Origin of the sequence: Chryseobacterium proteolyticum (assembly GCF_046591535.1) — a bacterium.
Lineage (GTDB): Bacteria > Bacteroidota > Bacteroidia > Flavobacteriales > Weeksellaceae > Chryseobacterium > Chryseobacterium proteolyticum.
Genome location: NZ_JBJLWK010000003.1, coordinates 1 through 13,598, shown reverse-complemented (window position 1 = coordinate 13,598; position 13,598 = coordinate 1). Strand labels below are relative to the sequence as shown.

Sequence of the window (13,598 nt, the reverse complement as noted above, 5' to 3'; positions counted from 1 at the left end):
CGTATGAAAACGATAAAGAAGATTGTATTCTGGAGCCTGGTTGTTTTTGCACTCATTCAGTTTATCCCTATAGACAGGACCAATATGCCCGTTGATCATAAGGTAAATTTTGTAGATGCAAAACAAACACCCGAAAAGATCACTAAACTTATAAAAGGAGCTTGCTATGACTGTCATTCCAACGAAACGGTATATCCTAAGTATTCTTATATAGCGCCTATATCATGGTCTATAAAAAGCCATGTTAATGATGGAAGAGAGCATCTGAACTTTTCGATCTGGCAAACTTACAATTCAGATTTGAAGATAAGTATGCTTAACAGTATTATTCCAACACTTCAAAGCAGGACAATGCCGATGCCCGGATATATTGTGTATCATAAGGAGGCTAATTTATCTGAAGCAGAGCGAAAACTGCTGATCAATTATTTCGAGGAAATGCTGAAATCAAAAACTTACTGATACGCTGGTTTGTAGCGTCGTAAAATAATAATAGCAGAGCTTTGGCCCTGCTATCAATATTTTAAATTGTGTAATTATAGATTGTTTAAGTATTGCTTAAAAAATATTTTCTGAGAATCAAAAGCAATATCCTCCAGTTTAATATCTTTTAGTGGAATCCACTGTGCTTCCGATATTTCGGATAATTCAATGTTTACTTCGAATTTTTTATCCACGCGGTATTCATAAAACAAATCGATCGTATTGTAGTCGATCTCTTTATATTGATAGATATTAGGTAGGCTGGTAAGGTATTTTAAATTTGAAATATCGATATTCAGCTGTAGCTCTTCAAAAAGTTCTCTTTTACAGGTTTCTTCTGCACTTTCTTTCGGGTCAACAAAACCACCTGCTAGGTCCAGCTTTCCTTTTTTAGGATCCCGGTTTCTTCTTGTCAGGTAAATTTCATCACCATATCTTATAACAACAGCCACAGCTCCTGCTACATTGTTATATAAAGTGAAATTGCATAGTGGGCAGCTCCATTTTTTTTTCGCCATCCCAGTGTAGAGATTCTTTGCCACAGTTTGGACAATATTTCAATAATTTCATTAAGCAATATTAATATTTCGGGGATGGTAATTTAAAATGACATCCCGTAGTTCTTCGGTTTTTAAATGAGTATAAATTTCAGTTGTCGTAATGCTTGAATGACCAAGCATTTCCTGAATATATCTTAAGTCAGCTCCGTTTTGTAGTAAATGTGTAGCAAATGAATGTCTGAAGGTATGTGGGGATATTTTTTTTACTTACACCGGCTTTATCCGTGAGTTCTTTAATAATAAGAAATACAATCACTCTGGACATGGAAGTTCCTCTGCTGTTCAGGAATAATGAATCTTCATACTTCTTGTTGATCTTGTTTTTAGAACGCACCTCTTTGATGTAACTGTTCAATAATTCAGCAGTGTAATCAGCCAAAGGAACGAAACGGGTTTTATTTCCCTTCCCGTTCACCTTAATGTAATTTTCTTTAAAATTAATGTTTGAAATTTTCAGATCAATAAGTTCTGATACCCGAAGTCCACAACCATAAAGTACTTCTACAATACACTGATTTCTTCTTCCCAGATCCGAGTTCACTTCAATGGCTCCGATAATCTTGTTGATATCCATAAGGCTTAGTGTATCGGGAAGGTATAATCCCAATTTAGGGCCTTCAAGCAATGCTGCCGGATTATCCTCACGGGCTTCATCCTCCAGAAGGAACTTGAAAAAAGCCTTGATAGAAGATATCCATCTGGCCTGCGACCGCTCACTGAATTTTTGTTTGGAAAGATTGAAGATATACTCCTGTAAATTATCGTATCCGATCACATCCGGTCCGATGTTGTCGAGGTCTTCCTCAGCGTACTCCTTTAATTTTTTAATGTCTCTAACATAAGCGTCTAGAGTGTTTTCTGAAAAATTTCTTTCGAAACGAAGAAAGATTTCAAAATCTTTAATTTTTTCATCCCAAGTCATTTGTGTTATTTTTTTAGTTCACAATCAGAAATTTGTTCTATTTCAATATTATGGTTTTTAAGGAATGATATCCCATCGTCATCCGAATACTCATTGATATATACCAGTCTTGTAATCCCAGCCTGTAAAATTAGCTTGCTGCACTCTTTACATGGAGAAAGCGTTAAATACAGCGTTGCTCCTTTTGCAGATTGGGTAGAAGCAGCTAATTTTAATATAGCATTTGCTTCTGCATGCAATACATACCAATGTGTTTTTCCCTCTGCATCTTCACAACAATTCTCGAATCCCGAAGGAGTTCCGTTATAACCATCTGAAATAATCATCCTATCTTTTACGATAAGAGCTCCTACTTGTTTTCTTTTACAGTAGGAAAGTTTTGCCCATTCCTGAGCCATTTTTAGATAAGCTTTATCAAACTTATTCATACCGCAGCATTGTTTTTTTCGAAATAATTTGTAAAAATAATCTTAGAAGTTAGGCTTTCTTTTTTCCAGAAAAGCACTTACTCCCTCTTGTTTATCAGCTAGTTCAAAAAGCTCGCCAAAATACTTAATCTCAGTATCAAAGCCTTTATCCGTATCCGATAAATTCACTGCATGAATAGCCTTGGAAATTGCCATGGGTGAATTGAAGGCAATAACGTTTGCTAGTTCCTTTGTTTTGGTTAATAAGTCTTCAATAGGATATACTTCGTTCACCAATCCGATTTCTTTGGCTCTTTGAGCGGGAATCATTTTAGCTGAGAAGATCATTTCGTTGGCAATACCTTTTCCGACAAGCTTTGGAAGTCTTTGCGTTCCTCCATAACCAGGAATCAGTCCTAAGGTTACTTCCGGAAGTCCTAATTTAGCATTTTCCGAAGCATATCTGATATGGCATGCCATAGCAAGCTCTAAACCTCCACCTAAAGCAAAGCCATTGACTGCTGCAATGACTGGTTTAGAGAGATTTTCTATTTTATTAAAAAGAGAATTTTGACCGTTTTTTGCCAATTCTTCAGCCTTTTCCTGTCCGAAATCACTGAATTCTTTGATGTCTGCTCCTGCAACGAAAGATTTCTCACCACTTCCTGTAAGAATAATCACCCTGCAAGACTTGTCCAAATCCAGGTCGTCTAAAGCTGAACTTATTTCCTGGATGGTTTTAGCGTTTAGTGCATTGAGACTTTCAGGTCTGTTTATTGTAATAATAGCTAATTTATCTTCTTTTTTTAATAATATATTTTCGTAACTCATTTTTCCACTTTAAATACTAACCCTTGCAAATTATCATTTTTTTACAAAAAAAAGGAAAAAAAGTTGATATTTTTTCCTTTTTTGTTGAAATATTATTTTGTTTGCTTATTTGATGTGATTCATCATATTGCTATCGATATTGATATTTAGCTGTGATGCTACTTTCATGCCAAGTTCAATATTCGCTCTGAAAAAATGACACAGCTGACGATTTATGATTTCATCTCTCTTTGGTCCGTCAATCCCCTTCATGCTTCCCACAATATTATGGACAAGGCGTTCCCGGTCTTCAGTATTCATTGCTTTTGTATAAAGCAGCCCGGGTTGTGTATAATGATCATCATCATTTTCATTTCTGTTGTAGAAAGCTACATGAGCGCTATCAAGTTCATAATCATAACCTTTATAAGAAGGATCCGGCTTGATGTCATCAAAGCTGTTAGGATGGTAGTTAGGCTTATCAGCATATTCACTGGAGTCAGCCATAAAACCATCTCTCTGGTAATTGTTGGTAGCAAAAGGGCAACGGTTCACTTCCAGCTGATGAGCATTTACTCCTACTCTGTATCTGTGAGCATCGGGATATGAGAATAATCTTCCCTGAAGCATTTTATCCGGAGAAAAACTAATTCCATTGATCAGATTGCTAGGGGAAAATGTGGATTGTTCTACATGTGCAAAATAATTAACAGGTACTTCATTCAGTTCCATTTCTCCAACCTCAATTAGAGGGAAGTCATTCTGGAACCAAACCTTGGTTACATCAAAAGGATTCCATCTGAAATCTTTTGCCTGCTCTTCAGTCATTACCTGGATGTATAAGGTCCATTTCGGGAAATCACCATTTTCTATAGCATTACAAAGATCTTCCTGCGCAAAGTCTGGATTTTCACCAGCCATCTTTACGGCTTCCTCATTGTTGAAGTTTTTAATTCCCTGTTTTGTTTTGAAATGGAATTTTACCCAAACTCTTTCATTGTTTGCATTAATCATAGAGAAGGTATGGGATCCGAATCCGTGCATATGCCTGTAACCATGAGGCGTACCTCTGTCGGACATTAAGATCAGAACCTGGTGAAGGGATTCAGGATTCAGGCTCCAAAAATCCCACATCATTGTGGCACTCTTTAAATTTGTTTTCGGCACTCTTTTTTGAGTATGAATAAAATCAGGGAATTTTTTGGCATCTTTAATAAAAAACACAGGAGTATTATTACCTACAAGATCCCAGTTTCCATCTTCAGTGTAAAATTTTAATGCAAAACCTCTCGGGTCTCTTGCGGTATCCGCGCTTCCTTTCTCACCACCTACGGTAGAAAACCTTGCAAACATTCTGCAGGAGTTTCCCACCTTCGAAAATAATTTTGCTTTGGTATATTTACTAATATCGTGTGTTACGGTGAATGTTCCATAAGCGCCGCTTCCTTTTGCATGAACAATTCTTTCGGGAATTCTTTCTCTTACGAAATGGGCAAGGTTTTCCTGAAGAATAAAGTCCTGCAATAGGACAGGACCTCTGGGACCTACCGTCTGAGAATCCTGATGCTCAAAGTACGGAGCACCGCTGCTTAATGTTAATTTTTTAGAATCCATATAGTTAAGATTTGATTTATTTGTTGTGTTTTTGGATGTAAGAATTATCAAATTTACTTGAATTTTTAATTGCTTATAGCAAAAACATCATATCTTTGTAATAGATAATATTAATCAGATGAACATTCAGCAATTGGAGTATCTTATCGCTGTAGATAAGTACAAACATTTTGGGAAAGCAGCTCAAGCATGCTTCATTACGCAGCCTACACTAAGTGCGATGATACAGAAATTTGAGGATGAACTGGATGTAAAGGTGTTCGACAGGACTACGCACCCGATCCGTACCACAGATGTAGGGCTTCAGATCATTGATCAGGCGAAGGTGATTATAGAATCTGTCAATGAGCTGAGAAATAAAGCAAACCTGCTTAATAACATTTTAGGAGGAACAATTAACCTGGGAATTATTCCTACAGTATCTTCCTTCATTTTACCTACAGAAATTTTCAAATTCCTTGATGAGAATCCGAAAATTCAGATGAACGTGAAGGAAATGACAACAGACAGTATTATCAAAGCTTTAAAGGCTGGGGAACTGGATGCTGGAATTATTTCGACTCCGTATGATACGGCGGATGAATTCTATCAGGATTTTCTGTTCAATGAAGAGCTGATGATCTACAGCTCCGATACACAAGCTAATAAAAAGAATTCCTATATTATTCCTGAGGAGCTTAATGTTGAAAAAGTATGGCTTCTGGAAGAAGGTAACTGTTTGAGAAATCAGTTTGAAAACATTTGTCATCTGAAAGAAAATACACTCAAGCCAAAAAATCTTGACTTCCTTGCTTCCAACATCCAGACGCTGGTTCATATGGTTGATAAGGTAGGAGGAATAAGTATTCTGCCGGAATTGGCTTTAAGCCAGCTTTCTGAAGAGCAGAAAGGTAAAGTTTTCAGATTTAAGAAGCCTTTCCCTTACAGGGAAATAAGCATCATTTATTACAAACCGACTTTCAAACAAAAGATTATTGACGAATTGTCTTCTTCAATCCAGTCTTCTTTAAAAGAAAGACTTAATTATAATGAAAGTCCAAAAGATTTCGTAAGCATAAAACCACAATAGTTTTTTATACTCAATCGGGATAAATCGCTTGTTTCAAGAAATTTATAATTATTTCTTAAAAGTTTTGGCTATTGAAAAATAGTCCTTAACTTTGCCCTGTTTACAAACGAGGAAAAATTTGACCTGATTGCAACCTCTATAAAAAAAAGCTAAAACAGTATTCTTTTTGAGCTTTCCATGCAATTATTCACGTTATTCCTCATATTTTTAATTTAATAAAACAAAGAATAATATGTCTTATTTATTTACATCTGAATCCGTTTCAGAAGGGCATCCTGATAAAATTGCGGATCAGATTTCTGACGCTTTGATTGATCATTTTCTAGCATACGATAAATCCTCAAAAGTAGCGTGTGAAACACTTGTTACTACCGGACAGGTAGTATTGGCAGGAGAGGTTAAGTCGGATGCTTATCTTGATGTTCAGACCATTGCCAGAGAAGTAATCAATGGAATAGGTTATACAAAAGGAGAGTATATGTTCAATGGAGACTCTTGCGGGGTAATCTCTGCGATCCATGAGCAATCACCGGATATCAATCAGGGGGTTGATAGAAAAGTAGCAGATGAGACTTTTGAAAGCAAGGCTAATGCACAAGGTGCAGGAGACCAGGGAATGATGTTTGGCTATGCTACTAATGAGACCGCTAATTATATGCCTTTGGCACTTGACCTTGCGCATACTATTCTAAAAGAACTTTCTGCAGTAAGAAGAGAAAATAAAGAAATTACTTATTTACGTCCTGATGCTAAAAGCCAGGTTACTATTGAATATTCTGACGATCATAAACCGGTAAGAATTGACTCAATCGTGGTATCTACTCAACATGATGACTTCGGATCCGAAGAAGAAATGTTGAACAAGATTCGTGAGGATATCAAAAATATCCTGATCCCAAGAGTAGTGGCTCAACAGCCGGAGGAAATCAAAGCTTTATTCAACAATCAGATCAAATATCACATCAATCCTACCGGGAAATTTGTAATCGGTGGTCCTCATGGTGATACTGGTCTTACAGGTAGAAAGATCATTGTGGATACATACGGTGGAAAAGGAGCTCACGGAGGTGGGGCATTTTCCGGAAAAGACCCTTCAAAAGTAGACAGAAGTGCTGCTTACGCAACAAGGCATATTGCTAAAAACCTTGTAGCTGCAGGTGTTGCAGATGAAGTATTGGTGCAGGTTTCTTATGCAATTGGTGTTGCTGAGCCTTGTGGTCTTTATATCAATACATATGGGACTTCAAAAGTAGATCTTCATGATGGGGAAATTGCGAAGAAAGTTTCTGCAATCTTCGATCTGAGACCTTACGCAATTGAAGAAAATCTGAAATTAAGAAACCCTATTTATCAGGAAACAGCTTCTTACGGACATATGGGTAAAGAACATTACATTGCTGATAAAACGTTTAATAAAGGTCATAAAAATGAGCTTACGCTTAAAGACCTGGAATTCTTCACCTGGGAGAAATTAGACAAAGTAGAAGAGATTAAAACAGCATTTGGTATTTAATTTTTTCTTTAAGATATTTATACTGCTTTATCTTTAACAAGATAAGGCAGTTTTTTTTTAATTTTACACCTTAAATAAATAAAAAGATGATGAATTTCCGATGGGTAATAACGGTTGTATCCGTATTTTTTTTATCCACCTACGCAAGTGCACAATATACCATGCACAAAATGATTAGTGTTGGATATACATATCAAAACCAAAGCTTCGGAGAATTGGGTGGAAAATTACTTTTCCTTAAGAATGACGATGTTATTTACAGATTAGGAGCTTCCGCATTAATGGGTTCCACTAATTCTAAATTTGCCATCATGCCCAAAATTCAGGCAGATGTCTTGCTTAATTTTGAAAAAAATGTAGATTTTTATCACTCTTATTATTTTTTAGCAGGAGTTGAAGGGACCAATAAATATATTGCACCCAAAGTAGGGGTTACTTTATTCGGGCTGCTGGATTTAACTGCAGGGTATGCTTTTCCCTTTGGAGACGCTGAATTGAACGGAAAACAGCTAAAAGGAGTGAATGTAAATTTTACATTAAATATCCCAACTGTCTTCATTCATGATATGTTTAAGTGATTTTTTTTAAAAATTTTTTCTAAATATTAATAATAGGTTAACAGTTATTAAAATTTTATTATATTTACATCCATAAATAAACGAACTGCTTATTGATTGGACTTTACTCTGAAAAACTGTTTTGTATTTACAGCTAAAACCAGATAAAATATCTGGAAGAAAAACTGTCGGCAAATATATATTATATTGAGAAGAAAGTCATGAAATCAAAATCGGATTGCGTATTAATTTCCCTTTACCAAAAAGGAGACGAAGGAGCTTTATCAACTCTTATTCATCGTCATCAGAGAGAATTGTTTACATTCATTTTTTACAAAATTAATGATGAAGACCTAGCTAATGATGTTTTCCAGGATACATTCATGAAAATCATCGTGATGTTGAAAGAAGGACGTTATAACGAAGAAGGAAAATTTATTCTTTGGGCTAAAAGAATTGCCTATAATCTTATTATTGACCATTTCAGATTGAAATCGAAAAATATCAAGGTTTCGGAAACAACTTTTGAAACTGACGAATATTCTATTTTCGATTTAATCAGAGAGCCTTCAGAAAATATTGAAGATCAATTAGTGACTAATCAGATTCAGGAAGATTTATTGCGAATGCTGCAATACCTGCCTCAGAATCAGCAAGAGGTTATTAAGTTAAGATTTTTTGATGGGTTGAGCTTTAAAGAGATTGCAGATCACACGGATATGAGCATTAACACTACATTGGGACGTGTAAGGTATGCGCTGATCAACCTGAGAAAAATCATGGAAGAGAATAATATTATCCTTACCAGATAATAATTATAAAAAATTCCCGTTTTAAGGATAAACATGTTTCGCCTATGAAAAAAAAATGATTCCTTAAAAGTGAAAACTTTGAAACCAAAAAAACAAACTGTTGATTTTCTACTCAACTTTTCAAAAAATCTTGGAATAGTAAAAATCAAAGATAAAAATTATTCGATCTCTAAAAATTAAAGTATTAATTTTGTGCTGTATGAAAATTCAGCACATTTTTTTTTGACCTGGACAATACGCTTTGGGATCATCGCAAGAACGCTTACCTTACCATCAGGGATCTTTTCGAAAAGCAGGAAATAACACTCAAATACAATATAGATTTCGAGGAATTTCATGAAGTGTATCATGAAATCAATGAGAGCTTATGGGAAAAAATCAGAGACGGCATAATAGGTAAAGAATATTTAAGAAAACACCGTTTTCTTAATACTTTTAAACATTTTGGAGTTGAAGATGAGCAGTTGTCAGATTATTTTGAAGAACACTTTCTGGATAAAATTCTTAATCACAATGAACTGGTAGAGGGAGCTTTGTATGTTCTTGATTATCTAAAATCAAAAGAATATACAATGCACATTATTTCCAATGGCTTTAAGGAAGTCACGGAAAGAAAATGTATACTTTCAGGGATTGATCATTATTTTAATACGATCACCAGTGCTGATGCAGTAGGGGTGAGGAAACCTAATCCTGAAATTTTTGAGTATTCTTTAGGTCGTGCACATGCGAATAAGGAAGAAAGTATCTTGATAGGGGATGATTGGATTGCAGATGCGGTAGGAGCCATGAATTTTGGAATGGATATTATTTTCTTTGATGTCCTGAACGAAAACCGGACAGAAGAAAATGTAAAGACCATTAAGCATCTTCTTCAAATCAAAGAATATCTTTAAAATTTGCTGCTTACATTTTTTTCCTAATTCTTTCCTAAATTAATATAGAATTTTGCTTCATAATAAATGAATAAAATTTTATATTATGAAAAGTTTAAAGAAAATCACCAGCTTACTAACCTTTATCTTAGTTTTATCAGCAGGTTTCATATTTGCACAGGATAGAGCAATCAGCCCCAATCAATTACCTATAGCAGCAAAGAAGTTTCTGGCAGGAAATTTTAAAGGTATTGCAGTAGGTTCTGTTATAGAGGACCGTGAAATATATGGAGTAGACGAATACAAAGTATACCTTTCCAACGGTGTGAAAATAGAGTTTGACAGCCAGGGAAACTGGAAGGAAGTGGATGGTAAGCATCAGAAGCTCCCGTATGGCTTTATTCCTGCAGGTATAAGAAATTATGTTGTTAAAAGTTTTCCAAACACTTCGATTATAAAAATTGAAAAAGAAAGATGGTCTTATAAAGCTGAACTATCCAATGGCGTTGACCTGAAATTCGACAAAAATGGGAATTTTAGTAAGATTGATGACTAATACTATTTTAAATTTTTATGTTATGGTAAATTGGAATATAATCAACAAAGAAAGCCGAAGAAATATACTTACTTTTCTTACTATATACCATCCATGTATGATCATTGAATCGGTAAAAGATATAAAGAATAAATACAAAATCCATCTGCTGAATGGGCAAACGCTTAGTTTTCATGTAGATGGTAGTTCTATCACAAATAATTTTTAATCTTGATAAATTATGGCCTCCCGGGAACAGGAGGTTATAATTTTATATATTTGATCAGAAAGTCAGAATAATACTTACTATGAAAATTTTACTTGTTGAAGATGAGGCGGAATTAAGAAATACTGTGCAAAGCTTTCTTGAAGCACAGCACTTTATAGTAGAGTCCGCTTGTGACTACAGTTCAGGTTTGGATAAAATCATTTCATATGAATATGACTGTATTCTCCTGGATATTATGCTGCCAGACGGAAGTGGCATGGATCTTCTTAAAGAAATTAAAAGTATGCACAAAAAAGATCCTGTAATCATCCTTTCTGCAAAAGATTCTGTCGACGATAAAGTAAGCGGATTGGAAATAGGGGCAGATGATTACCTTGCCAAGCCTTTTCACCTGGCAGAATTGATGGCCCGGATTAAATCGGTCATCAGAAGGAAAAATCAGGATGGAGAGAATATAATCACTTATAAAAACATATTTGTGGATCCTGACAACAGAAAAGTAAAGATAGGTAATGAAGAATTGATCCTTAACCGTAAGGAGTATGATCTTTTGTATTATTTCGTGATACATCCTGAAAAAACATTACAAAAAACAATGCTTGCAGAAGCAATATGGGGCGATTATATTGATCAGGCGGATAGCCTGGATTTTATTTATTCACAGATAAAAAACCTTCGTAAAAAGCTCAAAGCGTTAGGCGCTGAAGCTGATTTTCAGTCGGTTTACGGAATAGGGTATAAATTTGTATGATGAAAGTTTCTCTGAAATATTATACCATAAAATACCTGATAACCATTCTGCTATTGATCATTGCAGTGTGGGCGGCATTATTTTACGCCTATATTCTGGACGAAGTGTATGATAATGTTGATGATGGATTGAAAAACAGAAAAATACAGATTATTAAGGCAGTATATCTGGATGAGCACTTGTTAAAGAATAATGAGTTTGGTTTTAATGAATTTAAGATCAATCCTATTTCTGCAGCAGAGCATCAGGAAAAGAACAGGCTTTTTAATAAGATGTATTACATGGAATACGATGATGAAGAGCAGCCTTACAGAGTTCTTGAGACAGATTTTATAGACCAGTTTGGAAAGTATCAGAAATTGACCATCCGAACGTCCACGGTAGAAGAAGATGAGCTGGTATATGATCTTACAACAGCTCTGATTGTTTTGTATCTGTTATTGGTAGTAAGTATTATCGGGATCAACGGATTTTTGCTTCACAAAGCGATGAAGCCTTTTTACCGTATTCTGGATAAGCTAAAAAAATATCAGTTTGGGATTTCTTCTGATAAAGAGTCTCCAAACTATTCCATCAAAGAGTTTGAAGAGCTGGATAGAGAGATCAACGAAATGATTGATCGTAACGAACTCGCCTTTAATCAACAAAAACAGTTTATTGAAAACGCATCTCACGAATTGCAAACACCTTTGGCAATTGCAATCAATAAAATAGATCTGGCAATACAGAATGATCAGTTTGATGAAAAGGATATGAATTTCTTTACTGACATCAAGAATGATCTGGGAAGGATGGTAAGCCTGAATAAATCACTGCTTATGCTGTCTAAAATTGAGAACAATCAGTTCAGTACGTTGTCCCATGTAAATTTTACTGCGATGATCAAAGATCTGGTCAGTAGCTATGAAGATTTTATAGAATACAAAGAGATTAAAGTAAACCTGTTGGACAAAGAAATATTTGAAACTATCTTCAGCCCTGACTTAGCCAATATTTTACTTTCCAACTTACTTAAAAATGCAGTCAGGTATAACCATCAAAATGGGATTTTAAATATTATTACCGAAAAGGACAGGATGATTTTTCAGAATACCGGATCAATGATTCCTCTGGATGGAAAGAAAATCTTCAACAGGTTTTATAAGCAAAGCACGGACAGCAGTTCCACCGGATTGGGACTTTCTATCATTAAAACCATAATAAAACAATATCCCGGATGGGATATTGTTTATGATTTTGAAGACGGAATGCATAGCTTCATTCTGTCAAAGAATAAAAGTTAGCATATCTATATATTAAAGTCCTAGACTTTCCCTTACACGTTTAATGGTTTCCACTGCAATCACTCTTGTTTTTGCAGCACCTTCCTGAAGTTTTGCTTCCAATTCATCGAGGTGGGTCATATAGTAGGTAAATGTTTCTCTTTCCTTCTGGAAACGAGTGGTAATCAGGTTTAAAAGTTCTGTTTTTGCATGTCCGTATCCGAAGTTTCCTGCAAGATATTTTGCTCTTAGCTCCTCTGTCTGTTTAGGAGTTGCAATCAATTGATAAATTGCAAATACTTTGTCGGTTTCAGGATCTTTCGGCTCCTCCAATGATTTGGAATCTGTTTCAATGCTCATTACCTGTTTTTTCAGTTCTTTATCCGGTAAGAAAATATTAATAATATTTCCCATGGATTTAGACATTTTACGACCATCTGTTCCAGGGACATATTTTGTATTTTCCTGAAGTTCGGCCTGAGGAAGTACCAGTACTTCTCCCATCTGATTATTAAACCTTGAGGCTACATCCCGGGCAATTTCCAAATGCTGAAGCTGATCCTTTCCTACTGGAACTATTTCTGCATCGTACAATAAAATATCTGCAGCCATTAAAATAGGATAAGTAAAAAGACCGGCATTCACATCCTGAAGCCTGTCTGCTTTATCCTTAAATGAATGCGCCAGGGTTAATCTCTGATAAGGAAAAAAACATGATAAATGCCAAGATAGTTCACAGGTTTCAGGGATATCACTCTGTCTGTAAAAAAATGTTTTTTCAGTATCCAGCCCACAAGCAAGCCAAGCCGCAGCAATCTCGTAGGTGTTTTGTTTCAGCTCTTTTGCATCCTTTATCTGAGTTAATGAATGCAGATTAGCGATGAATAAAAATGATTCATTTCCTTCCTGTTTCGATAGTTCAACAGCAGGAATAATAGCACCCAATAAGTTTCCAAGGTGCGGTGTTCCGGTGGCTTGAATGCCGGTAAGAATTCTTGACATTTTGTTTTATTATTTATAAAAATTAACGAACCACAAATTTACGAGGTTTGGCGGGAATAATAATTAAAAGATTAAAAGATTAAAAGATTAAAAGATTAAAAGATTAAAAGATTAAAAGATTAAAAGATTAAAAGATTAAAAGATTAAAAGATTAAAAGATTAAAAGATTAAAAGATTAAAAGATTAAAAGATTAAAA

General features: G+C 35.1%; 13 protein-coding genes and 2 pseudogenes. 9 read left to right on the top strand and 6 right to left on the bottom strand.

Annotated features, from left to right (window positions below; genetic code table 11):
• Positions 1–3: 3 nt before the first annotated feature.
• A complete protein-coding gene (locus ACJ5H0_RS10895; RefSeq protein WP_172281198.1) occupies positions 4–462 on the top strand; it encodes a heme-binding domain-containing protein in 459 nt (152 codons plus the stop codon).
• A gap of 74 nt (positions 463–536) precedes the next feature.
• Here ACJ5H0_RS10895 and ACJ5H0_RS10890 read toward each other — a convergent pair whose 3' ends face one another.
• The 5 genes and pseudogenes from ACJ5H0_RS10890 to ACJ5H0_RS10870 all read right to left on the bottom strand — a co-directional run bounded on the left by ACJ5H0_RS10890 (position 537) and on the right by ACJ5H0_RS10870 (position 4,796).
• The gene (locus ACJ5H0_RS10890; RefSeq protein WP_411249555.1) at positions 537–1,001 is read right to left on the bottom strand and encodes an NUDIX hydrolase; all 465 of its coding nucleotides are present in this window, start codon (positions 999–1,001) and stop codon (positions 537–539) included.
• A 51-nt stretch (positions 1,002–1,052) separates the two neighbouring features.
• Positions 1,053–1,965: pseudogene (gene xerD, locus ACJ5H0_RS10885) on the bottom strand (site-specific tyrosine recombinase XerD).
• Between the two features lie 5 nt (positions 1,966–1,970).
• Positions 1,971–2,393, bottom strand: coding sequence for a deoxycytidylate deaminase (locus ACJ5H0_RS10880; RefSeq protein ID WP_172281192.1), 423 nt, complete (start codon positions 2,391–2,393; stop codon positions 1,971–1,973).
• Between the two features lie 42 nt (positions 2,394–2,435).
• A complete protein-coding gene (locus tag ACJ5H0_RS10875; RefSeq protein WP_411249549.1) occupies positions 2,436–3,203 on the bottom strand; it encodes an enoyl-CoA hydratase-related protein in 768 nt (255 codons plus the stop codon).
• A gap of 105 nt (positions 3,204–3,308) precedes the next feature.
• Positions 3,309–4,796, bottom strand: coding sequence for a catalase (locus ACJ5H0_RS10870; RefSeq protein ID WP_172281188.1), 1,488 nt, complete (start codon positions 4,794–4,796; stop codon positions 3,309–3,311).
• 118 nt (positions 4,797–4,914) lie between these two features.
• On the opposite strand from ACJ5H0_RS10870, the gene ACJ5H0_RS10865 reads away from it, so the two are divergent.
• The 8 genes and pseudogenes from ACJ5H0_RS10865 (at position 4,915) to ACJ5H0_RS10830 (ending at position 12,420) form a co-directional block, all read left to right on the top strand.
• Positions 4,915–5,865 (top strand): LysR substrate-binding domain-containing protein, encoded by a 951-nt coding sequence (locus ACJ5H0_RS10865; RefSeq protein WP_172281186.1) that lies wholly within the window; start codon positions 4,915–4,917, stop codon positions 5,863–5,865.
• A 232-nt stretch (positions 5,866–6,097) separates the two neighbouring features.
• Positions 6,098–7,378 (top strand): methionine adenosyltransferase, encoded by a 1,281-nt coding sequence (gene metK / locus ACJ5H0_RS10860; RefSeq protein ID WP_411249542.1) that lies wholly within the window; start codon positions 6,098–6,100, stop codon positions 7,376–7,378.
• Between the two features lie 86 nt (positions 7,379–7,464).
• A complete protein-coding gene (locus tag ACJ5H0_RS10855) occupies positions 7,465–7,956 on the top strand; it encodes a hypothetical protein (RefSeq protein WP_411249540.1) in 492 nt (163 codons plus the stop codon).
• 200 nt (positions 7,957–8,156) lie between these two features.
• The gene (locus tag ACJ5H0_RS10850; RefSeq protein ID WP_089028087.1) at positions 8,157–8,747 is read left to right on the top strand and encodes an RNA polymerase sigma factor; all 591 of its coding nucleotides are present in this window, start codon (positions 8,157–8,159) and stop codon (positions 8,745–8,747) included.
• A 199-nt stretch (positions 8,748–8,946) separates the two neighbouring features.
• A pseudogene (locus ACJ5H0_RS10845) lies at positions 8,947–9,643 on the top strand (YjjG family noncanonical pyrimidine nucleotidase).
• Positions 9,644–9,728: 85 nt separating this feature from the next.
• Entirely contained in the window at positions 9,729–10,178 is a 450-nt protein-coding gene (locus ACJ5H0_RS10840; RefSeq protein ID WP_411249537.1) for a PepSY-like domain-containing protein, read from the top strand.
• 287 nt (positions 10,179–10,465) lie between these two features.
• Complete coding sequence (locus ACJ5H0_RS10835) at positions 10,466–11,137, top strand: response regulator transcription factor (RefSeq protein ID WP_411249535.1); 672 nt, start codon at positions 10,466–10,468, stop codon at positions 11,135–11,137.
• A complete protein-coding gene (locus ACJ5H0_RS10830; RefSeq protein ID WP_411249533.1) occupies positions 11,134–12,420 on the top strand; it encodes a sensor histidine kinase in 1,287 nt (428 codons plus the stop codon). Before ACJ5H0_RS10835 ends, ACJ5H0_RS10830 begins: the two co-directional genes overlap by 4 nt.
• A 12-nt stretch (positions 12,421–12,432) precedes the next feature.
• Here ACJ5H0_RS10830 and trpS read toward each other — a convergent pair whose 3' ends face one another.
• Positions 12,433–13,401: a tryptophan--tRNA ligase gene (gene trpS / locus ACJ5H0_RS10825; protein ID WP_411249531.1), complete on the bottom strand. Its 969-nt coding sequence runs from the start codon at positions 13,399–13,401 to the stop codon at positions 12,433–12,435.
• Positions 13,402–13,598 lie beyond the last annotated feature (197 nt).

What these genes read in the sequence shown, in the direction of transcription:
- ACJ5H0_RS10865 (WP_172281186.1), top strand. Translation starts at nt 4,915, where the DNA reads ATGAACATTCAGCAATTGGAGTATCTTATCGCTGTAGATAAGTACAAA.
- ACJ5H0_RS10835 (WP_411249535.1), top strand. Translation starts at nt 10,466, where the DNA reads ATGAAAATTTTACTTGTTGAAGATGAGGCGGAATTAAGAAATACTGTG.
- metK (WP_411249542.1), top strand. Translation starts at nt 6,098, where the DNA reads ATGTCTTATTTATTTACATCTGAATCCGTTTCAGAAGGGCATCCTGAT.
- ACJ5H0_RS10855 (WP_411249540.1), top strand. Translation starts at nt 7,465, where the DNA reads ATGATGAATTTCCGATGGGTAATAACGGTTGTATCCGTATTTTTTTTA.
- ACJ5H0_RS10850 (WP_089028087.1), top strand. Translation starts at nt 8,157, where the DNA reads ATGAAATCAAAATCGGATTGCGTATTAATTTCCCTTTACCAAAAAGGA.
- ACJ5H0_RS10875 (WP_411249549.1), bottom strand. Translation starts at nt 3,203, where the DNA reads ATGAGTTACGAAAATATATTATTAAAAAAAGAAGATAAATTAGCTATT.
- ACJ5H0_RS10890 (WP_411249555.1), bottom strand. Translation starts at nt 1,001, where the DNA reads ATGGCGAAAAAAAAATGGAGCTGCCCACTATGCAATTTCACTTTATAT.
- ACJ5H0_RS10880 (WP_172281192.1), bottom strand. Translation starts at nt 2,393, where the DNA reads ATGAATAAGTTTGATAAAGCTTATCTAAAAATGGCTCAGGAATGGGCA.
- ACJ5H0_RS10870 (WP_172281188.1), bottom strand. Translation starts at nt 4,796, where the DNA reads ATGGATTCTAAAAAATTAACATTAAGCAGCGGTGCTCCGTACTTTGAG.
- ACJ5H0_RS10830 (WP_411249533.1), top strand. Translation starts at nt 11,134, where the DNA reads ATGATGAAAGTTTCTCTGAAATATTATACCATAAAATACCTGATAACC.
- ACJ5H0_RS10895 (WP_172281198.1), top strand. Translation starts at nt 4, where the DNA reads ATGAAAACGATAAAGAAGATTGTATTCTGGAGCCTGGTTGTTTTTGCA.
- trpS (WP_411249531.1), bottom strand. Translation starts at nt 13,401, where the DNA reads ATGTCAAGAATTCTTACCGGCATTCAAGCCACCGGAACACCGCACCTT.
- ACJ5H0_RS10840 (WP_411249537.1), top strand. Translation starts at nt 9,729, where the DNA reads ATGAAAAGTTTAAAGAAAATCACCAGCTTACTAACCTTTATCTTAGTT.